The following is a 24,502-nucleotide window of genomic DNA, read 5'->3' as shown; positions in this document are numbered from 1 at the left end:
CGGGGTGCCGATACTCTATCCCCGTGGAACGCGTCCAATTGAGGCCTGAAGTGGTTTCCAGCAACACACTCTCGAACAACCGCACCTGGGCAAGCATCGTTCTGGTGATCGGTGGCATGATGTGGGGTCTCTATTGGATCCCCGTTCGGTTTCTCTTTGACCTGGGCCTGACCGGGCCCTGGCCGGGTATTGCGATGTATAGCGTTGCGCTGCTGGGCCTGGTTCCCTTCATCTGGAAAGAGAGAGGGACGCTGGCCCTGCAATGGCGCGATCTGGTGTTCAGCGGAATGTTCACCGGCGCGGCCTTCAGTCTTTATTCCATCAGCCTTGTCTATACGGATGTGGTGCGGTCGATCCTTTTGTTCTACCTCACACCGATCTGGGGCACGATTCTGGGCCGCGTGTTCCTGGGCGAACGCCTGAGTCTGGGGCGGCTTGCAGGTCTTACTTGCGGAGTCGGTGGCCTGTTCGTCGTGTTAGGCGACTCAGGCGGTGTTCCGCTGCCCCAAAACAGCGGCGACTGGATGGCGTTGGCCTCTGGCATGTGCTGGGCGCTGGGTACGTTGGGGCTGTACCGAACCAGCAAGATCTCAGCCTCGGGTCAGGTCTTTGCCTTTGTCGCAGGCGCGCTGATCCTTTCTCTGGTCAGCCTCACGGTCCTGCCCGAACCTGTGTTGCCGACAATTGTGCAGGCGGATCTTCTTTGGACCCTTCAGTTCGTACTGCTGTCGGCCTTCTACACCTTACCCATGGTGTTCATGACAATCTGGCCCGCAACCAAACTGTCCCCTGCCCGCGTTGGCATCCTGCTTATGAGCGAGGTGGTCGTTGGCCTGGCCTCGGCCGCCGCGTTCTCGGGCGAGCCGTTCGGGTTGCGCGAGCTTTTAGGCGCCATCCTGATTGTCAGTGCCGCAGTGCTAGAAATCATACGGGACTAGGCAACGAACCGCTTTGACCTTCAAAGCTACTGTTGGCCTATCCCTTTCGAGTGTTTATCTGTTGCCGAGTTTGTTGCCCTATCAGGACGTTACCAGATGTCGACGCCAAACGCGGAACGTAGAAAACAGCTTGAGGGGCGCGCGCTCGTCGTTGCCATGGGCGGCAACCTGTTCATGGGTGCCGCGGGTATTCTGGCCGGGATCCTGTCGAACTCCAACGCGATCATGATGGACGGGCTGTATTCGCTGGTCGGCTTTGGATCGGCATTCCTTGGCCGTCGTATTAGCCTGAAGATTGATGCAGGCCCCGACAAACGCCGCCCCTTTGGCTATGCAGCGGATGAGGCGATCTTTTCCACCTTCCGCTCTCTGTCTCTGTTAGGACTGGTGCTGTTCGCCATCTCGAACGCGACTAAAAACATCTACAGCTACTACAACGGCATGATGCCTGAACCGCTGATATTCGGACCGATGTTCATCTATTTTGCCGCCATTGGCCTGACCTGTGTTTTACTGTGGGCGTTTCACTATTTCACTTGGCGGAAGACCGGGAAGGCCAGTGCAATCCTGCGGTTGGAATCCAAGGCGGCACTTTTCGATGGCCTGTTCACCGCTGCTGCAGCAATTGGCCTTGGTGCAATATACCTGTTCCGGGATGGTGCCCTATCGGCGATCGCACCCGTCGGTGACTCGATCATCGTACTTTTCCTGTGCATCCTAGCCATCGGATCATATCTGCGCGACTTCCGCGGCGGGCTGGGAGAGTTGGCAAACGCCACCGCCAGCCCAGAACTTCTTGCTGCTGCGCGTCGTGCCTTGCGCCCGGCAATCGCAGAGGACGGTGGCGCATTGCGGGACATGTCCGTAACCAAGCAAGGTCGGACCATTTTGATCACCGTCTACTACAACCCCCTGCGCGCCATCACCGCCGACGAGGTCGACACGCTTAACCTGCGCATGGTCCGCGATGCGCGCAAGGCAATCGACGGGGCGGACGTTTACCTAATGATCTCGCAATACGCCCGCCGTTGGCCGGATGAGGTCAATCCCTATCGTGATGAGGCCTGAGGGGTCAAAATTCAGGTTCCACAGAACGTGGCGTGCACCACTTCGCTGTCGGTCGGCGGACGCTTCAGATCATCCGCATCAGGCTGTTCCTCATAAGGTCGCGCCAATACACTGTTCAGCCTTTGGAACGGCGCATAATCGCCCTGAACGGCAGACTGGATCATCTGCTCAACACGGTGATTGCGCGGAATGAACGCCGGGTTTGCGGCGGACACTACGGCGGATGGGTCCTGCTCACGCCCCAGACGCGCGTTCCACCCTTCGGACCAGGTGTCGTACGCCGTGGGATCGGTGAACTGATCACGTGCGGCATCATCGCCCAGCGCACGGAAGGTGTTGGTAAAATCTGCCTGATTCTGCGCCATGCGTGTCAGCAGGTCCGAGATCAGCTCCAGATCGCCCTCTTCCACGGTCACCAAACCGATCTTGGCGCGGAACCGCTTCAACCAGTGCTCCTGCAGTTGCACAGGCATGGCGTGTACGATCTCGGTCGCCTCTTCAACGGCAGCGTCCTTGTCTTCCATCTGCTGAATCAGTGCCGTCGCCAGTTGTGCCACGTTCCAAACGGCAATGTCGGGCTGGTTGGAAAAAGCATAGCGCCCCATCCGGTCAATCGAGCTGTAGACCGTGTTCGGATGATAGCTGTCCATAAAGGCGCAGGGCCCATAATCGATGGTTTCACCCGCGATTGAGCAATTGTCGGTGTTCATCACCCCATGGATAAAGCCAACACTCATCCATGCCGCGATCAGCCGCGATTGCGCCTCCACCACCGCGCGCAGCAGGCCCATCGGGCCATCCGCGTCAGGATAGTGGCGGTCTATTGCGTATTCCGTCAGGCGGCGCAGGCTGTCCAGTTGGCCACGCGCGGCGAAAACCTGAAATGTCCCGACCCGCAGATGACTTTTCGCCACACGGGTCAGAACCGCACCGGGCATCGGCCCCTCGCGCAGCACAATCTCTCCAGTCTCAACCGCCGCCAGCGCGCGGGTCGTCGGGATGCCCAGCGCATGCATTGCCTCGGACACCACGTATTCCCGCAGCACGGGTCCCAGCCAAGCGCGGCCATCCCCCTGACGGCTGAACGGGGTCGGTCCCGACCCTTTGAGCTGGATATCCCGACGAAGACCATCTGTCCCGATCGTTTCGCCCAGCAGTACAGCGCGGCCGTCGCCAAGCTGCGGGTTATAGTTGCCGAACTGATGTCCCGAATAAAGCTGCGCAATCGGCTCTGCGCCTTCGGGCAGCGTGTTGCCGGCGAAGGCTTCGGCCATCTCCTCTACCTCTCCCGGTGTGACTTTCAAGATCTTGGCCAATTCCGTGTTGAAGGCGATCAGGCGTGGCGCACGAACGGGAATCGGCGCCTGCCGCGCATAAAAGCTGTTGGGAAGGCGGGCGTAGCTGTTATCAAACGGGATGGTCAGGGTCATGCGGCAAACATATTCCTTGCGTACACGAATACCATAGCGGATCGCACCTTCCCGTGCATAATCATCGCAAAAGACAAGAGGCCCCATGACCGCACAAGAGATCATCGACCACCTGAGACTGGAACAACACCCGGAGGGCGGCTGGTTTCGCGAAACCTGGCGCGCAGATAACGAAGGCCGCGCCACCGGCACCTGCATTTATTTCCTGCTGGCCGCTGGTGAAAGCAGCCACTGGCACCGCGTGGATGCGACCGAGATCTGGCTCTACCACGCTGGCGCGCCGCTGATCCTGTCGCTGAGCGCTACGGATGACGGTCCAGCCACCGATCACATCCTAGGCCCCGACCTGTCACAAGGCGCACCGCAACTGATCGTGCCCGAAAACCATTGGCAGGCGGCACGCACCACCGGAGACTATACGTTGGTCAGTTGCTCTGTTTCTCCCGGGTTCCAGTTTGACGGGTTCGAACTGGCGGAGCCAGGGTTCGACATAGCGCGCGGATGATGCATGGATCACCGCGCCCTCATAGCGTCGCTGCCACCTGAGGCCAAAGATCAGCTACAACGGCGCTCGGACGCAGCAGGTCTGCGGCACCTTCTGGGCTACCTGGTGTTACTGTCCGCCACCAGCGCGGGTATCGCCTGGCAGGTCCCGCTCTGGCCGCTCCTGATCCTGCCACAGGGTGTCTTGTTGGTGTTTCTGTTCACGCTCAGCCATGAATGCACCCACAAAACGCCGTTCAAGACCGGCTGGCTGAACGACGCTGTTGGGCATCTTGTTTCAGTCCCGATCGCCCTGCCCTTCACGTGGTTTCGATATTTTCACCTTGCGCACCACAAATGGACGAACCACCCAGAGAAAGACCCCGAGCTTGGCGGCAAGCCACGACCCCAGGACCGGCTGAGCCTGCTGATCTATCTGTCCGGCTGGCCCTATTGGAAAGGCATGGCACTTCTCCTGTTACAAAACGCCTTTGGTCGCATCGACGCCCCGTACCTACCTGCGCGCCAACACGCCGCCATGCGGTCTGAGGCACTTTTGCTGTTGATACTCTACGCGGTCGCAGCCCTAAGCTTGTTCCTGTCACCGCTGCTCTTCTGGCTTTGGATTTTACCGGTTTTACTTGGGCAACCATTCTTGCGCCTCTACCTTCTGGCAGAACACGGCCTGTGTCCGCCAGTCGCCAACATGCTCGAGAACTCGCGCACCACATTCACCAACCGGATCGTGCGTTTTTTGGCCTGGAACATGCCCTATCATGCAGAGCACCACGCGTTTCCGAATGTTCCGTTCCATCAGTTGCCCGCATTGCATCACTGGACACGGGAACATCTGAGATCGACTTCGGACGGATACTCGGAGTTTACGATTGATTATGTACGCAGTGTTAAGCGGCAATCATTCAGCTAGTTGGTTACGAATTGGCTGCTTTGAGCCCATTTTGCCGATTGCTGCAATGTGCACGAATGACCGCTGAACAGGTGCAGGCAAGGACCCAGCATTCGCTTATCAACTAAATGCAATGCTTGATGGATTACTACGGTGTCCCCAAATGCCGAATACTTGGCGAAAATAATCAAACTGGCGGCTGATTAAACATAGCTCCGAATCCAATTTGAAATAGATTTAACCTAACATCGGAGACGCAATCATGACTGATACAGATACAATTTTCTTTGGCTATCATGCTGATCCATCGCGCTCCAGCTCATTGCAGGCTGCTGCCTACACCGAGCGCAAGTGGTTTGACGCAGACCTTTGCGCCATCCTCTCCAAAACTTGGCAATGGGTATGTCATGTTGAGAAAACACGTGAGCCGGGATCTTATGTAACAGTGGATATTGCCGGCCAACCCATTGCCGTTGTGCGTGACAAAGAGGGTAAGCTTCGTGCCTTTTATAATGTCTGCAAACACCGTGCGCATGAATTGCTGTCGGGCGAAGGCAATACAACGCGGATCATGTGCCCCTATCATGCTTGGGTCTATAAACTTGACGGGCAATTGGCCCGCGCACCACATACCGAAAACCTCGAAGATTTCAGGAAAGACGAGATTTGTCTCGATGCAGTGCAGGTCGAGGAATTTTGCGGCTTTGTTTTCGTCAATTTGGATCCGATGGCAGCTTCTTTGTCAGAACAATCCGGCAACTTGGAAACCGAAGTGCGCCATTGGGCACCGGATGTGGATCAACTCACTTTTGGCCATCGTCTGACCTATGACATCAAATCCAACTGGAAGAACGTCGTGGACAACTTCCTAGAGTGCTATCACTGTCCTACAGCGCACAAAGATTTTTGTGACCTCGTGGATATGGATACCTACAAGGTTACGACCTACGGCATTTACTCCAGCCATATGGCTGACGCGGGCACAAGTCCGAATTCCGCATATGACGTGTCGAATGCCACCGTGAAAACCCATGCGGTTTGGTGGCTCTATCCGACGACCTGCCTGATGCGGTATCCGGGACGGTCAAGCATGATCGTGTTGAACATCATCCCCGTTGGGCCAGATCGGACGCTTGAAACTTACGACTTCTTCCTTGAGACGCCGGAACCCGACGCGATGGAGTTGGACGCAATTCGTTATCTGGACGAAGTTCTTCAGGTCGAAGATATCAGCCTTGTCGAAAGTGTGCAGCGCGGGATGAACACACCTGCGTTCACCCAAGGTCGGATCGTCAATGACCCGGATGGTTCCGGCAAGTCCGAGCACGCCGTACATCACTTCCATGGCTTAGTCCTGGATGCTTACGCAAAAGGTGCTGCGTGACGCGGCCAAACATCCTCGTGATAATGGCGGACCAATTGGCACCGCACTTCACTGGGGCATACGGGCACAAGGTTGCCAAGACACCCCACCTTGATGCGTTAGCCGCGCGCGGCATGCGCTTTGATGCGGCTTACTGCAATTCTCCACTCTGTGCACCTTCACGGTTTGCCTTTATGTCGGGCCAGCACATCAGCCGCATTGCAGCTTACGACAATGCATCCGAGTTCAGAGCATCGGTGCCAACATTTGCGCACTACCTTAAATCGCTAGGCTACCGGACCTGCCTTTCAGGCAAGATGCATTTCGTTGGCCCAGATCAGATGCATGGGTTCGAAGACAGGGTAACAACCGATATCTACCCCGCAGATTTTGCATGGACCCCGGATTGGGAAGCGCCGGATGAGCGGATCGATAAGTGGTATCATAACATGCAAACCGTCAAGGAAAGCGGTTTGGCCCATGCGACCTTCCAGATCGACTATGACGATGAAGTTGGCTTTGCCGCCAATCGCTGGCTCTTCGATGTGGCCCGAGACAAAGCACGTGGGAACGATGCACCCTTTGCGATGGTGGTAAGCTTCATTCACCCGCATGATCCTTACGTTGCGCGGCCCGAATGGTGGAATCTTTATTCGGACGATGAGATCGACATGCCGTCCTTTACACCCGTGACGGAGGATCAGGACCCGTTCTCGCGTCGGTTGATGGATGGGATCGAAGCATCATATGTGCCGCTCAGCGACGAAGAAATCCGTCGCGCGCGTCATGCTTATCTGGCCAATGTCAGCTACTTCGACAGCAAGATCGGGGAGCTGATTCAGACCCTCGAAGAGACGAGCGAGTTGGACAACACCATAGTGTTTGTAACTGCGGATCACGGCGACATGCTGGGCGAACGTGGGCTGTGGTATAAAATGAATTTCTTTGAACACTCTGCGCGCGTTCCACTGGTCATGGCCGGGCCGGGCGTTGCAGTGGGGACAACGCAGAATGCAGTGTCGCTGGTCGATTTGCTGCCGACCTTTATCGATATTGGCGGCGGTAATGAGGCGATGATCGGAGAACCGATCGACGGCCGCAGTCTAATGCCTTTGGCCCGTGGCGAATACGACCCAGTTGATGAAGCCATCGGTGAGTATTGTGCCGAGATGACGGGCTATCCCGTAATCATGATCCGGCGCGGCCCTTTAAAATACATTCATTGCGACAGCGATCCGCCGCAGCTCTACGATCTAAACGCCGACCCGCTGGAAACAAAAAATGTTGCCACAGACCCTGACTATGCTGACCCGGCAGCCCGCTTTGCAGCCGAAGTCGCGGAACGGTGGGACGGTGGTGAATTGCGAAAAAAGATTATCGCCACGCAGAGATCACGCCGCGCGTTACATGCCGCGATGGAAGCAGGTGCCAGCGAGTCATGGGATTACAACCCACCATCTGATGCAAGTCAGCAGTATGTCCGCAACAACTTGGATTGGACGGTGGCCGCTAGTCGCTACCGCTATCCGCCTTTAAAGGATTGAAGCCAATGATGCTGAACGGAAAAATTGCCCTTGTGACCGGCGCGCGCGGTGGCATCGGGCGTGCAATTGTCGCGCGGTTCCTAAAAGAAGGGGCAACAGTATTTGCCGCAGACCTCACACCGGAAGGATCGTTAGACCAGCACGACGAAGATGGCAGTCATTTTGTTAAGCTGGATGTGACTCAAGAGGCAGATTCGGTTGCGGCGATGAATCATGTGCGCGCCACACACGGAAAGTTGGACATCCTGGTGAACGCGGCCGGGATCGAGATCGAAAAAACCGTTGAAGAGACTACGCTGGAGGAATGGAACCAAAGCTTTGCGGTTAATTCCACAGGCACGTTCCTGACCTCGAAATACGCCATCCCATTGATGCGCGAAGCGGCGAAATCAGGCAACAGCGCAAGCCTCATCAATTTTGGCTCCTACGATGGGTTCATTGCTGATCCGGGTCTTGCGGCCTATTGCGCAACCAAAGGTGCAGTACACGCTTTGACCCGCGCAATGGCTTGCGATCATGGCCCCGAAGGTATCCGCGTAAACGCCATCTGCCCCGGCTATATCGATACCCCAATGCTGCAGAGCTTCTTCAACGGAGATGGATCTGGTGGCGGCGGCGGCAATATTGAAACGCTGCAACAGGCCGTGCGCGATGTTCATCCGACGCGCACCTACGGGACGCCACAGGACATTGCAAACCTGGTTAACTGGCTTGCTTCCGACGAAGCACGGTATGCCTCTGGCCAGTTGTGGGTTCTGGACGGGGGGCTGTCTGCACAAGTGCAGCAGATGAAACTCTGATGCCCAAATCCGTCATCATCACCTGCGCACCCACAGGGGGCATCCATACGCCGTCGATGTCACCACATCTGCCGATAACGCCTGCCGAGATCGCGACAGCAAGTATTGAAGCGGCCCAAGCCGGAGCGTCGATCATTCACTTGCATGCACGGCATCCAGAGACCGGCAAACCCGACCCCCGACCCGAGCTGTTTCAGCAATTTTTACCTGTGATCAAACAGTCCACTGATGTGGTGATGAATGTCTCTACCGGCGGCGGTTTGGGTATGTCGATGGATGAGCGCCTGCTGGCGGCGACCTCGACTAGCCCAGAGATGGCATCTCTCAACATGGGTTCCATGAACTTTGGCATCTTTCCGATGCTGCAGAAATACACTGAGTTTCAGCACGATTGGGAACAGCCATTCCTGGAGATGACAGAGGACTTCATCTTTCCCAACACCTTCAAAACAATTCGTTACGCCATTGAAAAACTTGGTGGTGATCATGGCACCAAGTTCGAGTTCGAATGCTATGATCTTGGCCATCTCTACAACGTCAAATGGTTCGTGGATCAAGGCCTGATCAAACCGCCTTTTTTCATTCAGATGGTGTTCGGCATCTTGGGTGGCGTTGGCGCCGATGCAGACCATCTAACCCACATGCACAACACAGCGGACAAGCTGTTCGGGGCAGAGAACTACGAATGGTCTGTCCTTGCCGCTGGCCGTCACCAAATGCCTTTTGCAACCCAAAGTGCATTGCGCGGCGGAAACCTTCGGGTGGGTCTCGAAGACAGCCTGTTCATCGGCAAAGGTGAGTTGGCCAGATCTAACGCGGAGCAGGTCACGCGCATCCGATCAATTATTGAAAACCTTGGCCTAACGGTCGCGACCCCAGCTGAGGCGCGCGTGCGGCTTGCACTTAAGGGCGGCGATCAGGTTGGGTTCTAAGGAGACGCATATGCAGACCAAAATGTTGATCAACGGTGAAATGGTGGAAGGTACCGGGGAAGCCTTGCACATCCTGAACCCTGCAACAGGCGAGACTATAGGCGAAGTAAAAGAGGCCAGCGATGCACAGATCGAGGCGGCCGTGCGCGGCTCTACAGAGGCATTTGAAGCTTTTTCAACCTCGCCCCCTGCAGAACGAGCCGCGATGTTGCTTCACATAGCTGATGTTATCGAGGCGAACAGCCAGGAGTTGGCAGAACTTGAAAGCCTGGATGTGGGAAAGCCTTGGCCATCCGCTCATGATGACGAGATGCCGCTGACGATTGATGTCTTTCGCTTTTTCGCTGGTGCTGCGCGAACCATGATGGGATCTGCTGCTGGCGAATATGTTGCGGGTCATACCTCGATGATCCGGCGTGATCCAATTGGTCCCGTAGCGGCCATAGCGCCTTGGAACTATCCGCTGATGATGGCGTCCTGGAAGATTGCCGCACCAATTGCGGCAGGATGTTCCATTGTGTTGAAACCGTCCGAGATAACGCCCCTATCTACTCTGCGACTTGCAGAATTGTTACAAGATGTTCTGCCAAAAGGCGTGCTAAACGTAATCCATGGTCGCGGGCTCGGCGTGGGGAATGCCCTGATGAACAGCCCACAGATGGAAGGGATCAGTGTAACGGGTTCTCCGGCGACAGGCATGGCTGCAATGCGGGCTGCTTCCCAGAAAATTAAACACGTTCATCTGGAATTGGGCGGCAAGGCACCGGTCATAGTCTTTGATGATGCTGATCTCGATGCTGTGGCCGAGACGATCCGATATGGCAGCTACTTCAATGCCGGTCAGGACTGCGCACAGCCATGCCGCGTGATGGTTGCAGACAGTGTTTACGACAAACTTGTGGCTGCGATTGCCGATCAGGTAGGCCAGATCCAGACAGGTGCACCGAAAGCTGAAGGAACGGAAATGGGCCCGCTTGTCTCTGCAGTTCAGCGGGATCGTGTAGCGGGTTTTGTTGATCGCGCACGCTGCAGCTCTGAAATCGTTTCCGGTGGGGCATCTGGCGAAGTAGACGGCTTTTTCTACCAGCCGACAGTCATCGCTGACGTAGACAATACTGCGGAGATAGCTTGCAACGAGGTGTTTGGACCTGTTGTAACAGTCTCCCGTTTTTCTGACGCAGAAGAGGCGTTGAAGATTGCCAATAACGGGCCTTACGGGTTGGCCTCATCGGTCTGGACACGAGATGTTGGACGCGCGATGCAAATGACATCCAAGCTGCGCTATGGGTTTACGTGGGTAAACACGCATGGGGTCGCGACCCCCGAGATGCCATGGGCCGCTATGAAGGGGTCCGGTACGGGTAGCGATATGTCGGTCTATGCGCTGGATGCTTACACCGCAGTCCGTCACGTTATGGTGGCACACTGATGCGGTTGGCTGGAAAACGTGCCTTTGTCACAGGCGGCAAGCAGGGCATTGGGCGGGGCATCGTTGAGGCGTTCGTGGCTGAAGGGGCCGCTGTCACTACCTGCGGGCGTGGCCCTCAACCCGATGATCTGCCGGAAAACGTAATTTGGTACACGCTGGATGTGTCCGAAGCCGACGCAGTTGCAGAGATCGCCATGACAGTCTGTGGGACTGATATCCTTGTAAACAACGCCGGTGTTCAGGTCGAAAAAACAGTGACCGAAAGCACTGACGCGGATTGGGACTTAGTGATGGGCGTAAATGCGCGAGGCGTTTTTAACTGTTGTCGCGCCTTCATTCCAGAAATGTCGCAAGGTGGCTCGATCATCAACATCGGGTCGATCTCGGGCAATGCCGCGGACCCATCGATGGCGCTCTACAATGCGTCAAAGGCGTTTGTGCATGGGCTGACACGCTCTATCGCAGTGGACCACGGACCAGCGGTGCGCTGCAATGCGATCTGCCCGGGGTGGATTGAAACGGGCATGCTGGACGCAGCGTTCGACCTCGCCCATGACTCGGAAAAAGCTAAATCCGACGCGCTGGCTCGCCACGCGGTCAAACGCTTTGGCAAACCTGCCGATATTGCAGCGATGGCCGTGTGGCTGGCCTCTGACGACTCGTCTTTTGCAACCGGCCAGTTGTTCACGGTGGACGGTGGCCTGACGGCGGCCTCCCCCCTTAATCCGGGACTGTTATGATGTCAGAAATTGAAAGAACCGCCATTCTTGGAGCCGGTGTCATCGGGGCAAGCTGGGCAGCTTTGTTTCTCGCCTCGGGCCGTAGCGTGACGGTCTTTGACCCCGATCCGAATACCGAAGCATCCGTCCGCTCTTATATCGAAAAAGCCTGGCCGACATTGGACGAATTGGATCTCACAGATAGGGCCACACCTGACGCTATCACTTTCGTTTCAACCGCCGAGGCGGCTGTCCAGGGCGCACAATTCGTTCAGGAGAACGTGCCAGAAAGACTGCCAATTAAGCATTCGACCTATGCCGGGATTGAGCCAGAGTTGAACCCTAACGCAATAGTTTCAAGCTCAACTTCCGGCCTGACGCTCGAAGCCTTGCAAGAGGGATGGCGCGATCCTAGCAAATTGATCCTAGGTCATCCATTTAACCCACCGCATCTCATCCCACTGGTCGAATTGACCGTCAACGATTCCACCAGTTCAGATGTTTTGGACCGCACAGAAGCTTTCTACAAAGACATTGGTAAAATCACGATCCGGATCAAGAAAGGCATGCCAGGGCATGTCGCGAACCGTTTGCAAGCCGCAGTTTGGCGCGAGGCCGTTCATATGGCGGTCGAAGGTGTCGCCAGTGTCGAAGACATCGATAAAGCGATGTGGGCTGGTCCGGGACTCCGATGGGCCGTGATGGGTCCCACAACGCTTTTTCACTTGGGTGCAGGCGATGGTGGCCTGCAGGCCTTCTGTGACCATTTCAAAGACACATTCAATGGCTGGTGGGACGACCTGGGCGACCCTCGTCTTGATGAGGATGTCATCAATAAACTGGTCGACGGCATAAAGGATCAGACACAGGGGCAAAGTACCGAAGAGTTATCAGCGCAACGCGACAAGATGCTTACGGCGATGCAAAAAGCTACCCAACACCTTCGGACTTGATGTCAGGTTTGAACATTGGCCAAGCGCGAAACTCGAACGGGGTGCGGCCTTCAATGCGATCCGCACTGGGTGTCAATCCAAATCGTTTGCGGTATGCCCGGCTGAAATGAACCTGTCCATTAAACCCTGATGCTTCCGCAATCTCGCTGAACTTAAGCTCAGTTTGCGTCACTAATCCGCGCGCGCGATCAAGGCGTATGTCGCGGTAATACTCGATCGGTGACTTATGGACATATTGCTGAAACAATCGGCTAAGTTGTCGTTGCGAAATTTTCAACCTCGCTGATATTTCAGGGATCGACAAAGTGGCTTCCAAATGCGCTTCCATCAAGTCGATCGCGTCCCTTACCACCCCAGAGGTGACATACCCCAGCGGCTCTACGTCTTTGGGGTTCTGTGATTGGCCTTCACCCCGCACGTTGTGATGAAAAAGGTATCGAGCAGATGCATTAGCGATACTCTCACCAGCGACAGAATGTATAAACCGCAATCCCAGATCTGTTGCTGCAGAACCCCCGCAACAAGTGAAAATCTTTCCATCCATAACAATCATGTTCTCCGACACGGTGGTGTCATGGGCCGTTTCGGCAAAGGCGTCGATGTGTTCATAGTGAACCGTTGCGGTCTTTCCTTTGAGTAGTCCAGCCGTCGCAAGAACAATCGCGCCGGTATCCAAACCGCCAAGGATCGTTCCACCCGATTCCCATTTCTGTAGGGCTACCTTGAACTGAGGTGTCCCGTGACGCTCAGGTGTCCAACTTGTACTCACCAGAACCATCCAAGGATTGCGCGCCACCACCTCCGCCAATGGGGCAGTGTCAACGACCAAGCCGCTGCTGGATTCAATTGGACCACCAGGGTCTGAGACATAGGTCCAAGAAAATCGAGCCGAACCTGACAGGTAATTTGCTACTCTGAATGGATCCACGAAAGACGTTGTCGCCGAAACATTAAAATGCGAACTCACCAAAACAACTATGTCTAACTTGCGATCTAATGGCTGCGTCATGACCGATTTTGTAAAACAGCGTCCAAAATTGTCAATTATGTTTCGGAATTACGCAAAAAACACCAATGTACTGAGCCAAGCACTGCCTAAGTGCGAAGGCTAGGCCGAGGGGATCAGATCTAAATCAGTTTCTGAAGCTAGAAAGCCGACATTCGATCCACCGCAACGAAGGTTCATTTTGAGCCCAGAGCAGCTTTTTTGAAAGTCAAAACAAACGTCTGAATGATCATCCCTCGGGCTATGGCGATTTATGTTAAGCTTTACAGAAACCAGCAGAGACATAACAGTTCTAAGGAATAGAGATGGAACGCAAATTGGCGGCCATACTGGCCACGGATGTTGTTGGTTTCGCGGGGCTGGTTTCGCGCGACGAGAGCGGAACATTGGCCGAGTTGGTACGTCTGGAACGTGAAATCATCCGCATGCAAGTTGAGGCGAACCGAGGCCGTGTTTTCAAGTCTACTGGCGACGGATTCTTGGCTGAGTTCTCAAGCGTTATTGAGGCGGTCAACTGTGCAATTGGCATTCAAAAAGCGTCTGCGCTCGAAGCCCGTCAGTCGAACACGGAAAATGCACTCATCTTGCGTATCGGGGTCTCTCTTGGTGATGTCGTTGTACATGGGGCAGATATATTGGGAGATGGTGTTAATATTGCCGCTCGGCTCGAAGCAATGGCCGAGCCAGGAGGAATAGCGGTCTCCGGCGAAGTGATGGCGCAAATAAATGGTAAGGTAGACATTCCACTTGCGGATTGCGGGCACAAAAAACTGAAAAGCACGGATACTTCAGTCCATGTTTACATGACCCAGTCAAAGCACGGTGAAGAAGGCGGGTTTCTGGATTTCGACAAGGATGAATTGGCAAAGACTATGGAAAAGGGCGGCTGCATTTGTGGAGCCGTCCGGTACGAAGTCAATGCACCAGCGATCAGTACAGGGTATTGCCATTGCAGCTGCTGTAGAAAATTCTCTGGGTCAGCGGTCAATGCGTGGACGGCTTTTCCCGTTTCTGCTGTTCGATTTCTTGATGAAGAGCCCGTGTATTTCGCGACTACGCCAATAGCCAAACGGGGCTTCTGCGCCAAATGCGGAGCAAGCCTGACCTACCAACTCGTTCAGCCGAGGGAAACGGCTTACTTGGTTATGCACACTTCGAGCCTCGATAACCCAGAAAACTTCGCTCCATCGGTCCACTCCGGGATAGAAAGCAAAATGCCTTGGTTCGACATTTTGGATGACTTGCCTCGTACACGGTCAGCAGATTCCAAGGTATTATTGGAGGCATGGTCAAGTGTCGGCTTACCTGACCCGGAAACTTGGGGGCCTCTGGCCAAACCGCCTGAAGTTTTCTAGAACCCGCGCGATGTCGGCTTTGTCCGCGTCTTGCCTGTTCATGCGACGCGCAGCGAATGTCGATCCATACCAAACCGGCCCTTGGTGCAGATCCCGGCGAAGGTGTCAGGAGAGCCCAATCTGTCTTATGCTGCGGAACAGCCGAATGTCCGCATTTCTCTCAGGAAACCATCACGGCACGCACCATCGCAATGACCTTAAGCCAACGTGGAATAAACCTCGGCAACTCGCTGAAAGGTCCAAAAGCAGGCGATAGCCGCACATCCACCGGCTAAGCCCACTCGTAAGGACATCCACAAACTGGAGTTCACGCGCCGACACATTATTAAGGCAGGCCAGAGCGCAAGAATAATGGCGACCTGGCCAAGCTCGACGCCAAGATTGAAAGCAAGCAAGCTCTGCCAGATGTTTGGGGATGTAACCTGCAAAATCTTGTGCAACACAAAGCTAAACCCAAGCCCGTGCAAGAGGCCAATCAGCGTTGTCAGAAGCACCATCGTGACTTCAGAGCGCGCATTGTCCTTAAAACCCACAAACGCTGCGACGGCTGCAAATATGATAGAAAGCGCGATCCCAGTTTCGACGGCAGGAACAAACCACGCGCCCGATGGCACAAACCCGAAGAACCCCAGAGACAGCGTCACGCTATGCCCAATGGTAAAACCGGTTGCACGCAGCAATAGCGCCCTGAGTGTCTGCGCTCCAATGACCAAACACACAACAAAAAGAACATGATCCAATCCTTCGAGGATATGTCGTATACCTTCCCAGACAAAACTCAGGAATCCTCCATACCCCTCTTGCTGAACCACCAATGGTTCAGTCATCAGGCCCCGAGATCGGAATATCTGCGGTGTGTCCGAAGCGTAATCGAGAATGAGGTTGGCCGTTTGGTCCTGATCCGGCAAGCCGGGGTCCAGCACGTTGGCAATGCTGTACGATTGGACCGGGCCGTCCGTGTCATAATGCAGGACGAGATCGACAATTGTGTCACCAACAAAAAGCGGTGGCGTTAGGGCCGTTTCGCTGTCCTCGGCCTGTTGAGCTTCGGCCAAAGTTGCAAATCCGGGCTCATTTCCAATTCGATGCAAGCGAACGGACTTAACTGTTCCTCTTATGCGCTGATTGTCGACCAACAGATGCAACCCACCTTCGGCGAATTGCCCCAGACCGTTGGGATCGCTCATGACAGCCTGCAAGTCGACAAAGTGGACCAACTGACCGTCGCTCATGGCATTAGTCGTGAATGGTGCAGCTATCGGCAAGGCATCACCTTCCTGATCACCGACCTTGTCTGCAACCAGATAAGGCATGGGCGTACGGATGTAGACGCGCAGACCGTCTTCGGAATGCTCGACATGCGAAATTCGAACGTTGAGGTTAAGCAAAAAATGTGCCGAGGCTGACAGCGTCAGTGACAAGAACAAACCGACAAACAAAGCGCCGAAAGCAAAAACCTTTGGTCTTAAACACTTACGCATTTGGATCGCGAGCCTCGATTACAGTTAATCCATCCAGCTTCCATTGCCCTGACTCAGGTATGACCTCCGCCAGCACCCGAAATGTAACGGCGCGTATGTGGGCGTGCCCCCAATGACCGCCTTGTGCTTTCACTGTCCATTTGGTCAGGGCACTAAATCCTCCCGGCGTGTGGGTTGGGTTAATGCGCTCCAATTTCAGGTCGCTGATATCAGTAACCGTAGCAAGACTGCCTCCTGGCGTTCGGATCGCGAGACCACGTTCAACCTCTGTTGCGATGTCACCTAGAGACGCTTCCGTTACAATGTGTGCCAGCTCTGACTTTCTTGCGGTAGGCGAAATTTCCAGAGTCACCGTGCTCAAGTTCTCGACCATTGAGCGCAGTATATCTTCCGCAGCCTGCAGCTCAGGGGGTTCAGACTTCTTCCAAGGTAAATCCGGCAAAAGTCCCGAAAAAACGACGGTCGCCGAAGCAGCGGCAATCATGGTTGCGCAACTGGCGCGCTTTGCAACTTTGCCCCTGCACATGAGGAAGAAACCAAGTGAGACGGCACTGATAACTCCGGTGATTAAAGCGATTGCCGGGTTCTGCTGTATCTGCGGCTCAACTGGAATCTGAGTAACAGATGCTCTTTCGTATTGGAGCAAGTGGTTCTGCCAGTGGAACTGTGGGTCCGCTGGTGTCACAGCCCCAAAGAACGGCCCGGCGATATCGTTTGAAATGGTCGCGACGCGGGTAATTTCCTCGTCAAACATATCCCATGTGACTGTCACCTGTTCGGGAAGTTCTGCCGATGAGAAAGACAGGATAGCTCCGATAAACGCATTGTTCACGGACACTTCCTTTCCAGGCTCGACAACCTGAAAACCTTGCGATGTTAGCTCCAGGAGCTTTGCTGTTGCGTTTGACGGTTGCACTGATTTGCCATCAATTGTCACCGGGTTACGAGAAGCCAGGAAGGGCGCTGCCTGGTTTACGATCAAGGCGCTACGCTGTGGCGAAAGTGTCTGCCCTACGTCGAAAGTTTCACCAATCCAAGGCGCCAGTTCACGCAAGCGGATCAGCGTCTCATGCCGAACTTCACGAGGTTCGATATAAAGAAATGTTGATGTTCCGTCCTGGGCTTTTCGATTCAGGCTTTCTGCGGAAAATCGGGTTTCCCAAGGGTCAGGCCAGGAAATCTTTAACTCTGCCTGCTTTGACAAGAAGCTGAAATCCGTGACCGGAACCTCTCGGTCAAAAACCTGCATCCCGATAGTCGCCAGTGGCACACTATCCCGCGATGGAGGCACTATAGTCAGCTCCTTGGGAACTGAGTTTTGAAACGGAAAGAACACTTCGACGAACAGAACACGCGGATCTTTTGGCGGGCTGGGAACAATTTGACCCGAGAATGGATCGCGCTGACCTGCAAGCGGCGAGGCCCGGTCGATGCGCGTTCGGTATTCTAGCTTTCTGATTTCAGCGTGTAGGGGCTGTTCGTCCCTTGCAACAATAGACAGTGCCCGACTTTTGGCTTGGGCAGAACCTTGATCGGACTCTTGTTCGACCTTCGGCTCACCCTCGACGAAATCGGATGACAATCCGATTGGCAGCATATCCGCAAACAACGGAATATCTTCGACATAGACCTCAAGGTCGACGTAAACCCCATCATCTTTGACATGAAGGACAGCAATGTTGGGTGCGACTTCCGAACCGTTTGTCAAAACGACATCTGCTGAAACGGCCTGTGCACCCGAGGCCATCACACTCAGCATCAAGAATAGTCGGCACAGATACCGCCAAATTGGAATTTTGTTCACCCCTGAAGGTTAATTGTCCGGCATTGGCGGTGGCGTGTAACCATCCCATTTGCCGGCTTGAACCTTTTCAGAAGGCTCTTTTTCTTTTGAACGCGGTGCATTGATGTATTCGTCGCTCACAGCTGGTGGCAGCGCATAGTCGTCAACACTCGCTTCCCGAACAACGATCTGATCCTTGGTTACGTTTATCACCTGTAGATCTCGCGCCAGCGTGAGCGGTCCATCGTATGTCGAACGGACACCTTCCAGGATTGCCTGATAGTTTTCGGGCGAAAGAACAGAGTGATACCCTAGGGCCATGCGTGGCTCGACAGCGGACATAACTTTGCCGAAAGCCGCAGGTTCCGTATGAACGCGCGTAGCTACATAAGTCGCCTGTTTCATGTCCCAGCCAAAATAAGGGGCCAGCGCATCCGGTGGTAGAAAAGCCTCGTGAGAAGCGATGTCCGCCCCTTTGGCATATTCGACATACCATTTGTTTGGGTAAGTATCGCCACCAAAGACGTATTTTAGCCCATTCCATTCCAGTGAGTAGCTCACGGAACCATCAAGGCTGTGGATCGCTGGCCAGGACCGGATCGTGACATCGTTCTCCTGATAAACAATTTCGTTTTCCTGCATGTAGTCGAATTCAGTGACATCAAGCTTTGCGCCATCGTCCGGCAGCGCGCCCGTTCGCGTGGCCAAGTCCCAGGCGTAAGCCATGGACATGCCATCAACATAGGCTTTGGTGCCCAGTTCATCTTCTGATCCGGACGGGCCGAAGATGCGGAGCGGGGTATATCTGCCTGAAAGCCACCCCCCAACGTGGAGGCCCATGAAATCTCCAACGTGGTCAACATGCAAATGGCTGAAAAAGACCTTGTCGACCTTTGCAAAGTCCGGGCGCAGCGAGAACAGGTTGCCCGTTGCGCCCGTTCCCACATCAAACAGAAAGACGTCACCATTCCCAAGTTCCACATAAAACGAAATAGAAACTGCAGCCTTGGTTTGATTTGGCATCCCCGTACCCAGTGCCGTAATTCGCATCTCATCCTCTCCGAGGATTTCTGTGTTGGGAAAGTAAGAAGCGGGATAAACACCGTTTTCGATTTCAGTGGCACTCCGACCCGTCGGCAAGGCGTTTTGCGCCGTGGCTGTGCCAGCCAGTGTCATGCCTAAGGCCATCAATGTACCGGCTGCGGTTTTCATTAAGTTATTCATTGATCCCCCCTTTTCAAAGCGAAGCCTCTTAAGAGAACACGAATTCGTGAACCTCTCGTTCACCATAGACATCTCTACGGTAGATCCATAGACTACTCTATGTCAAATAAAGAATGCTGTAATCTGAATGTCAGAATCTATAACTCGAAACTCACCCAAAAACGCCGCGACCAAAGAAGACTGGATATTGCTGGCCTACAAAGTACTCAATGAGGGCGGCGTTTCCGCGATAAAGGTCGTGCCAATGGCAAAGCGACTGAACCTGACAAGCGGCAGCTTTTACTGGCATTTCAAAAACGTCAGTGAGCTTTTGGATGAGGTCCTCAGATATTGGGAGCAAGAACTGACTGACAAAGTGATCGCAAAGGCAAAGACATTTGGCGGCCCCCCGGAAGACCGCATTCTTCTTCTTATGAAAAAAGTCATTGAAGAGGACGCCGCCTTGCCGGATCACGCTGTCTCAGTGTGGGCGAATACCGATGAGAAGGTGAAAGAATCGTATCAAAGAACCATCGGCAAACGGTTCCAATTCGCCGCCTGGATGTTTGAACAGGCCGGGTTCTCGAAAGAGGAAGCGAAAGCGCGTGGAAGATTGATGGTTACTTCGCTAATGGGAGACTCTTCAACCGGTCTGAAAGCGCAAGGCGATTGGGAAAAGGTTATAGAGAGGGAACATGCAATTCTTGTCGGAAAGAAGAAGACAGAATAAGTATATCGCCCGGCATTGTTAGTTTGCTCGAAACGGACCGCCAGTTTTTAAGTGCCCTGTAGGAAGAGCACACGCAACAGTGCCAGAAGCCGACGTTCAGTCTGTGACCATCAAGGACCGCTTCGTCCGCGAAAGCAGAAACCGGGCAATTAGCTTTTAACCCACCGCCCCATTACGCAACCGAACTCACTACCCCACCGCCGACCAGCGCTTTCACACCTGTCGTCCCCGGACACGACGTCGGCAGCCTGCGGGCGACGCGTGCCGCGAGATAGGCGAAGGCCTGCGCCTCAAGCATATCTCCGTCCAGACCCACGGCCTCGACTGGTTCGACCGGGCAGTCCAATGCAACGCGCAGCATCTCCATCAATACTGGATTGTGCCGCCCGCCGCCGGTGACCAACATGCGCGAGGGTGGTTTGGGGCAATGTTCCATCCCCTGCACCACGCCCGCGGCACACATGCCGGTCAGCGTGGCCACCGCGTCCGCATCGCTGAGTTCCTGCACCAGTTTGATCATCTCGGAAAAGTCGTTCCGGTCCAGTGATTTTGGCGGCATGCGTGTAAAGTAAGGCTCGGACAAAAACAGCTCGAGTGCGCCCATCTCGACGGTTCCGCCGCGCGCGACGGCTCCGTCGCGATCCATCGGCAGGCCCAGACGCGCCTGCATCAGATCGTCGACCGGTGCATTCGCGGGACCAGTGTCGAAAGCCAGCAACGCGCCGGGGGCTTCGGGGCCATCGTAACTGGGGTCCACATACGTCAGGTTCCCGACACCACCGAGGTTCAGAAAGCACAGCGGCTGGGTTGCCTCGATCCACTTGGCGCAGGCAAAGTGAAAGAACGGCGCCAACGGGGCGCCTTCGCCGCCCATCGCCACATCGTCGCTGCGAAAATCCCAGACGACTGGCACCCCCAATGCCTGAGCCAGCCCTTTCCCGTCGCCCACCTGCAACGTCCCGCGCCCACTTGGTTCATGCGCAAGAGTTTGGCCGTGCACACCGATCAGATCGACCTCATCGAATTCAGACAGCGCCTCGGCATGGGCCAGGGTAACAAGCTCTGCCGCGGCATCCACGTCAGGCCCGTGCCACTGCCCTAAAGCGGCGCGCAATACCGCGCGCTCGTGATCGGAGTAGGCACGATACCCACTTGGACCAAAGTCGATAATCCGGTGCCCGTCCGTTTCGACGACCGCAGCATCCACCCCGTCCATCGAGGTGCCAGACATCGCACCCAAAACCCTGATCGCACCTGTTCGTTTGATGGCCCGCCCCACTTTGATCTCTCCTGCCGAATTCTGTTTGTACCGTCATGGTTGATCGGCACAGCCCGTTTAACCTGCCCCTACCGCCGAAGCCAAGGCAAGCCAGATCACACGAGTGTCGCGCTTTTTCCCGACAATTTGGTATAAGGAACACAAATCGGTTTTAGGTGCATATGTCAGACACATACTCACAGAAACAACCATCCGAAAGCCGGAACTATTTCCTGATCTTCTGGTCCGGCGCCCTGGCCACGATCGGAGGGCAGCTGATCAACCCCAATCTGGTGCTTCCGTTCCTATATCTGGCTTTGGGTGCGCCAACGTTCTTTGCGGGGTTGCTTCTGCCTTTTGTCACCGGGTCGCGCCTGATTGCCGAGATCTTTGTCTCGCCCTTCATCAATCGGGCGACCCGCGCCAAGCTTGCCGTTTACGCACCGAACCTGTTGACGGCCGTGGTATTGGCGGCGGTGGCCCTGTTTTCAACAAAACTGCCCAGCGTGATGATCGTGCTGCTGTTCCTGACTACTGCGATGGTCCTGGGTTTGTGTCAGGGGATCACCAGCCTTGGAACCAGCCAGATCTACGGCATCTCTGTCCCCGAAGCGAAACGGAACAGGATGGTGTTTGCGCAAGCCACCATCTCGGGCATTTTGGCCATCATCGTCGTTCTGGTCACGCGCGACCTGCTGTCCGGGGATCAACCGATGCAGCGTCACATCGTCGTCTTGTGGTGCGGCGTGATCGCCATGTTCGCCGCAGGTGTTGCCTTTGCAGGGGTGCGATTGCTTGAGGATGAACAACGCGCCCCTTTGCCGGAGCCGAAGAAAAAACCCAAACCCTTGGCCGAACTGGCGACCGGATTCAAAACCGGCATGGCCTATCCCTGGTATCGCAAGTTTCTTTCGGCGCGGCTGATCTTTGTATCGGTCGAGCTGGCGATGCCCTTCTACACGATCCATGCGGCGACCCTGCATATGGGGACCAAGCATTCGCTCAGCTATTTTGTCATAGGGGCCAGCCTTGGAATGGTGATCGGCTCGCTTCTGTGGGGATGGCTCAGCGATCGTGTCTCGGTCAAACCTGTGATGTGGTTGGGGTGCATGATCGCCACAATTTCGGCCCTGATGGCGCTTGGCTTTACATTCTTCGGCTACGCTCAGAACGTCTGGGTCTACGCGCTGGTGATCCTGCTGCTATCGCTGGGCGGGAACGGAGTGATCTATGGGCGCTACCTGTATCTCATTCAGATGAGCGTCGAAAAAGAGCGCCCCTACCTAGTTGCACTAGGGGATGTCAGCGCTGGCCTCGTTGGAATTGTCTTTGCTGCGATCCTTGGCGCAGTCGCACATTTGCATGATCCGATCACGCCGATTGTTGTCCTTGTGGTGTTGAACATTATCGCAATGCTTTATGCCTTCCGCCTGCCCCCGGTCAAAAGCTGACACAGCCCGCGTTTTCTTGGAAATGGTGGCTTTTCCTTGGCTGACGCGCCGCCTATACAGTGCCCCGCAACATAAACCCAAAGGGCACGATATGACCTACCACCCCAAATCGGATTTCATCGCCACGATGATCGAGCGCGGCTTTCTCGCCGACTGCACCGATTATCAGGGCCTTGACGAAGCGCTGATCAGTGGGTGCAAACCGGCCTATATCGGCTTTGATGCGACGGCCAAGTCGTTGCATGTGGGCAGCCTGATCCAGATCATGATGCTGCGGTGGTTCCAGAAAACCGGTCACCAGCCAATTACTCTGATGGGCGGCGGCACCACCAAGGTGGGCGACCCGTCGTTTCGCGCGGATGAACGCCCCCTACTGGGCCCCGAGCAGATCGACGAAAACATTGCGGGCATCAAAAAGGTGTTCTCGGCCTATATCGACTATGACAGCGATGCCGAAAACAAGGCGCTGATGCTGAACAATGCCGAATGGCTGGATGGCCTGAACTACCTTGATTTCCTGCGCGATATCGGGCGGCATTTCTCGGTCAATCGAATGCTGGCCTTTGAATCGGTGAAATCCCGGCTGGACCGCGAGCAATCGTTGAGCTTCCTTGAGTTCAACTACATGATCCTGCAGGCCTATGACTTCCTCGAACTGAACCGCCGCTATGGCTGCGTGCTGCAGATGGGCGGCTCGGACCAGTGGGGCAACATCGTCAACGGGATCGACCTCACGCGTCGGGTGCTGGATCACGAGATCTACGGCCTGACTTCGCCCCTGCTGACCACCAGCGACGGCAAGAAGATGGGCAAGTCTCAGGACGGTGCGGTCTGGCTGAACGCCGAGATGCGCTCGCCGTACGAATTCTGGCAGTTCTGGCGCAATACGACCGACGCGGATGTTGGCCGGTTCCTGAAGCTTTACACCGAAATGCCGGTGGATGAGTGTGACCGACTGGGCGCGCTGCAAGGATCAGAGATCAACGAGGCCAAAATCCGCCTTGCTAACGAGGTCACCGCCCTACTGCACGGTGCCGAAGCTGCAGCCAACGCAGAGGCCACGGCCCGTGAAGTGTTCGAAAAGGGCGGTGTCGGGGACGATCTTCCGACCCTGACCCTCAGCGCGGATGAGCTGGGTGACGGCATGTCCATCGTGCAGGTCATCGTGAAATCGGGTCTGGCGAAGTCCGGTAAAGAGGCCAAACGGCTGATCGCGGAAAACGGCGCCAAGTTGGATGATGCGCCGTTGACGGATGCCGGGTTGATGATCGACGCGGGTGCTCTGTCGTCACCAATCAAGCTGAGCGCAGGTAAGAAGCGCCACGCGCTGGTTCAGCTGGGCTAGCGAGCCATTCACCATGAAGTAAACGAAACGGCCACACTTTGCGGTGGCCGTTTTTTGTTTTAGGTATCGGCTAAGCTTAGGGATGCCCTTGCAAGAACTGCGTCACCTTTCATCATCGTGGGCATTGTTACCCTGGCCCGGGCTATTGCCTTCCGGCCCGTTGCCTCCACCGTTGTTCCCTTTACTGCCGCCCTTACCGCCACCTTTACCTTTGCCGCCTTTGCCGCCACCTTTACCGTCGCCGCCCTTGCCGCCACCTTTACCGTCGCCGCCCTTGCCGCCACCTTTACCGTCGCCGCCCTTGCCGCCACCTTTACCGTCGCC

22 protein-coding genes are annotated in these 24,502 nt (G+C 55.3%); 15 read left to right on the top strand and 7 right to left on the bottom strand.

Features of this window, described 5'->3' with window-relative positions; translation table 11 throughout:
- The first annotated feature begins 50 nt into the window (after window positions 1–50).
- Window positions 51–938 (top strand): DMT family transporter, encoded by an 888-nt coding sequence (locus AC2FGC_RS00110; protein WP_496723178.1) that lies wholly within the window; start codon window positions 51–53, stop codon window positions 936–938.
- Between the two features lie 96 nt (window positions 939–1,034).
- Window positions 1,035–2,006 (top strand): cation efflux transmembrane domain-containing protein, encoded by a 972-nt coding sequence (locus AC2FGC_RS00105; RefSeq protein ID WP_496723180.1) that lies wholly within the window; start codon window positions 1,035–1,037, stop codon window positions 2,004–2,006.
- Window positions 2,007–2,017: 11 nt separating this feature from the next.
- Here AC2FGC_RS00105 and AC2FGC_RS00100 read toward each other — a convergent pair whose 3' ends face one another.
- Entirely contained in the window at window positions 2,018–3,436 is a 1,419-nt protein-coding gene (locus AC2FGC_RS00100; RefSeq protein WP_496723182.1) for a protein adenylyltransferase SelO, read from the bottom strand.
- A gap of 85 nt (window positions 3,437–3,521) precedes the next feature.
- On the opposite strand from AC2FGC_RS00100, the gene AC2FGC_RS00095 reads away from it, so the two are divergent.
- The 9 genes from AC2FGC_RS00095 (at window position 3,522) to AC2FGC_RS00055 (ending at window position 12,566) form a co-directional block, all read left to right on the top strand.
- Window positions 3,522–3,941 (top strand): cupin domain-containing protein, encoded by a 420-nt coding sequence (locus tag AC2FGC_RS00095; RefSeq protein ID WP_496723185.1) that lies wholly within the window; start codon window positions 3,522–3,524, stop codon window positions 3,939–3,941.
- Window positions 3,942–3,944: 3 nt separating this feature from the next.
- Window positions 3,945–4,847: a fatty acid desaturase gene (locus tag AC2FGC_RS00090; RefSeq protein ID WP_496723187.1), complete on the top strand. Its 903-nt coding sequence runs from the start codon at window positions 3,945–3,947 to the stop codon at window positions 4,845–4,847.
- A 241-nt stretch (window positions 4,848–5,088) separates the two neighbouring features.
- Complete coding sequence (locus AC2FGC_RS00085) at window positions 5,089–6,210, top strand: aromatic ring-hydroxylating oxygenase subunit alpha (RefSeq protein ID WP_496764477.1); 1,122 nt, start codon at window positions 5,089–5,091, stop codon at window positions 6,208–6,210.
- Window positions 6,207–7,733: a choline-sulfatase gene (gene betC / locus AC2FGC_RS00080; protein ID WP_496781259.1), complete on the top strand. Its 1,527-nt coding sequence runs from the start codon at window positions 6,207–6,209 to the stop codon at window positions 7,731–7,733. Before AC2FGC_RS00085 ends, betC begins: the two co-directional genes overlap by 4 nt.
- A gap of 5 nt (window positions 7,734–7,738) precedes the next feature.
- Window positions 7,739–8,533 (top strand): SDR family NAD(P)-dependent oxidoreductase, encoded by a 795-nt coding sequence (locus tag AC2FGC_RS00075; protein ID WP_496723193.1) that lies wholly within the window; start codon window positions 7,739–7,741, stop codon window positions 8,531–8,533.
- Entirely contained in the window at window positions 8,533–9,465 is a 933-nt protein-coding gene (gene kce / locus AC2FGC_RS00070; RefSeq protein WP_496723195.1) for a 3,5-dioxohexanoate:acetyl-CoA acetone transferase, read from the top strand. The genes AC2FGC_RS00075 and kce overlap by 1 nt, the downstream gene beginning before the upstream one ends.
- A gap of 10 nt (window positions 9,466–9,475) precedes the next feature.
- On the top strand, window positions 9,476–10,894 hold the full coding sequence (locus AC2FGC_RS00065; protein ID WP_496723197.1) for a gamma-aminobutyraldehyde dehydrogenase: 1,419 nt from the start codon (window positions 9,476–9,478) through the stop codon (window positions 10,892–10,894).
- Window positions 10,894–11,634, top strand: coding sequence for an SDR family NAD(P)-dependent oxidoreductase (locus AC2FGC_RS00060; RefSeq protein ID WP_496723200.1), 741 nt, complete (start codon window positions 10,894–10,896; stop codon window positions 11,632–11,634). Before AC2FGC_RS00065 ends, AC2FGC_RS00060 begins: the two co-directional genes overlap by 1 nt.
- Window positions 11,634–12,566, top strand: coding sequence for a 3-hydroxyacyl-CoA dehydrogenase NAD-binding domain-containing protein (locus AC2FGC_RS00055; protein ID WP_496723203.1), 933 nt, complete (start codon window positions 11,634–11,636; stop codon window positions 12,564–12,566). The genes AC2FGC_RS00060 and AC2FGC_RS00055 overlap by 1 nt, the downstream gene beginning before the upstream one ends.
- Here the strand turns inward: AC2FGC_RS00055 and AC2FGC_RS00050 are convergent.
- Window positions 12,544–13,575: a GlxA family transcriptional regulator gene (locus tag AC2FGC_RS00050; RefSeq protein WP_496723205.1), complete on the bottom strand. Its 1,032-nt coding sequence runs from the start codon at window positions 13,573–13,575 to the stop codon at window positions 12,544–12,546. The two genes, AC2FGC_RS00055 and AC2FGC_RS00050, sit on opposite strands and share 23 nt — an antisense overlap.
- 302 nt (window positions 13,576–13,877) lie before the next feature.
- Here AC2FGC_RS00050 and AC2FGC_RS00045 point away from each other — a divergent pair, with 302 nt between their 5' ends.
- Window positions 13,878–14,927 carry a GFA family protein gene (locus AC2FGC_RS00045; protein ID WP_496781258.1) on the top strand — a complete coding sequence of 350 codons (1,050 nt, stop codon included), beginning with the start codon at window positions 13,878–13,880 and terminating at the stop codon, window positions 14,925–14,927.
- 197 nt (window positions 14,928–15,124) lie between these two features.
- Here AC2FGC_RS00045 and AC2FGC_RS00040 read toward each other — a convergent pair whose 3' ends face one another.
- From AC2FGC_RS00040 to gntH, 3 genes are all read right to left on the bottom strand, one after another.
- Window positions 15,125–16,315, bottom strand: coding sequence for a HupE/UreJ family protein (locus AC2FGC_RS00040; RefSeq protein ID WP_496781257.1), 1,191 nt, complete (start codon window positions 16,313–16,315; stop codon window positions 15,125–15,127).
- A gap of 85 nt (window positions 16,316–16,400) precedes the next feature.
- Window positions 16,401–18,005, bottom strand: coding sequence for a hypothetical protein (locus tag AC2FGC_RS00035; protein WP_496781256.1), 1,605 nt, complete (start codon window positions 18,003–18,005; stop codon window positions 16,401–16,403).
- Between the two features lie 216 nt (window positions 18,006–18,221).
- Window positions 18,222–19,415 carry a guanitoxin biosynthesis MBL fold metallo-hydrolase GntH gene (gntH, locus tag AC2FGC_RS00030; RefSeq protein WP_496723215.1) on the bottom strand — a complete coding sequence of 398 codons (1,194 nt, stop codon included), beginning with the start codon at window positions 19,413–19,415 and terminating at the stop codon, window positions 18,222–18,224.
- A 187-nt stretch (window positions 19,416–19,602) separates the two neighbouring features.
- Between gntH and AC2FGC_RS00025 the strand changes: the two genes are divergently transcribed.
- Window positions 19,603–20,124 carry a TetR/AcrR family transcriptional regulator gene (locus tag AC2FGC_RS00025; RefSeq protein WP_496723218.1) on the top strand — a complete coding sequence of 174 codons (522 nt, stop codon included), beginning with the start codon at window positions 19,603–19,605 and terminating at the stop codon, window positions 20,122–20,124.
- A gap of 172 nt (window positions 20,125–20,296) precedes the next feature.
- Here AC2FGC_RS00025 and AC2FGC_RS00020 read toward each other — a convergent pair whose 3' ends face one another.
- Complete coding sequence (locus AC2FGC_RS00020; RefSeq protein WP_496723853.1) at window positions 20,297–21,355, bottom strand: anhydro-N-acetylmuramic acid kinase; 1,059 nt, start codon at window positions 21,353–21,355, stop codon at window positions 20,297–20,299.
- A gap of 209 nt (window positions 21,356–21,564) precedes the next feature.
- Here AC2FGC_RS00020 and AC2FGC_RS00015 point away from each other — a divergent pair, with 209 nt between their 5' ends.
- Together AC2FGC_RS00015 and tyrS are read left to right on the top strand one after the other, a co-directional pair.
- A complete protein-coding gene (locus tag AC2FGC_RS00015) occupies window positions 21,565–22,833 on the top strand; it encodes an MFS transporter (RefSeq protein ID WP_496723221.1) in 1,269 nt (422 codons plus the stop codon).
- 91 nt (window positions 22,834–22,924) lie between these two features.
- Window positions 22,925–24,178, top strand: a complete 1,254-nt coding sequence (tyrS, locus tag AC2FGC_RS00010) for a tyrosine--tRNA ligase (RefSeq protein WP_113790252.1) — start codon at window positions 22,925–22,927, stop codon at window positions 24,176–24,178.
- A 102-nt stretch (window positions 24,179–24,280) separates the two neighbouring features.
- Here the strand turns inward: tyrS and AC2FGC_RS00005 are convergent.
- Window positions 24,281–24,502: hypothetical protein (locus tag AC2FGC_RS00005; protein WP_496781255.1), on the bottom strand; the 222-nt coding region annotated here is incomplete at its 5' end.

This window comes from Ruegeria sp. CDSC054 (assembly GCF_059610645.1).
Note: the sequence above shows the minus strand (reverse complement) of the source record. Positions and strands in the feature narration are given on the sequence as shown.

Bases quoted from the DNA above. Each gene is read 5' to 3' on its own strand.
- AC2FGC_RS00105 (WP_496723180.1), top strand. From the start codon at position 1,035: ATGTCGACGCCAAACGCGGAACGTAGAAAACAGCTTGAGGGGCGCGCG.
- AC2FGC_RS00100 (WP_496723182.1), bottom strand. From the start codon at position 3,436: ATGACCCTGACCATCCCGTTTGATAACAGCTACGCCCGCCTTCCCAAC.
- AC2FGC_RS00095 (WP_496723185.1), top strand. From the start codon at position 3,522: ATGACCGCACAAGAGATCATCGACCACCTGAGACTGGAACAACACCCG.
- AC2FGC_RS00090 (WP_496723187.1), top strand. From the start codon at position 3,945: ATGGATCACCGCGCCCTCATAGCGTCGCTGCCACCTGAGGCCAAAGAT.
- AC2FGC_RS00085 (WP_496764477.1), top strand. From the start codon at position 5,089: ATGACTGATACAGATACAATTTTCTTTGGCTATCATGCTGATCCATCG.
- AC2FGC_RS00075 (WP_496723193.1), top strand. From the start codon at position 7,739: ATGATGCTGAACGGAAAAATTGCCCTTGTGACCGGCGCGCGCGGTGGC.
- kce (WP_496723195.1), top strand. From the start codon at position 8,533: ATGCCCAAATCCGTCATCATCACCTGCGCACCCACAGGGGGCATCCAT.
- AC2FGC_RS00065 (WP_496723197.1), top strand. From the start codon at position 9,476: ATGCAGACCAAAATGTTGATCAACGGTGAAATGGTGGAAGGTACCGGG.
- AC2FGC_RS00060 (WP_496723200.1), top strand. From the start codon at position 10,894: ATGCGGTTGGCTGGAAAACGTGCCTTTGTCACAGGCGGCAAGCAGGGC.
- AC2FGC_RS00055 (WP_496723203.1), top strand. From the start codon at position 11,634: ATGTCAGAAATTGAAAGAACCGCCATTCTTGGAGCCGGTGTCATCGGG.
- AC2FGC_RS00050 (WP_496723205.1), bottom strand. From the start codon at position 13,575: ATGACGCAGCCATTAGATCGCAAGTTAGACATAGTTGTTTTGGTGAGT.
- AC2FGC_RS00045 (WP_496781258.1), top strand. From the start codon at position 13,878: ATGGAACGCAAATTGGCGGCCATACTGGCCACGGATGTTGTTGGTTTC.
- AC2FGC_RS00035 (WP_496781256.1), bottom strand. From the start codon at position 18,005: ATGCTGCCAATCGGATTGTCATCCGATTTCGTCGAGGGTGAGCCGAAG.
- gntH (WP_496723215.1), bottom strand. From the start codon at position 19,415: ATGAATAACTTAATGAAAACCGCAGCCGGTACATTGATGGCCTTAGGC.
- AC2FGC_RS00020 (WP_496723853.1), bottom strand. From the start codon at position 21,355: ATGTCTGGCACCTCGATGGACGGGGTGGATGCTGCGGTCGTCGAAACG.
- AC2FGC_RS00015 (WP_496723221.1), top strand. From the start codon at position 21,565: ATGTCAGACACATACTCACAGAAACAACCATCCGAAAGCCGGAACTAT.
- tyrS (WP_113790252.1), top strand. From the start codon at position 22,925: ATGACCTACCACCCCAAATCGGATTTCATCGCCACGATGATCGAGCGC.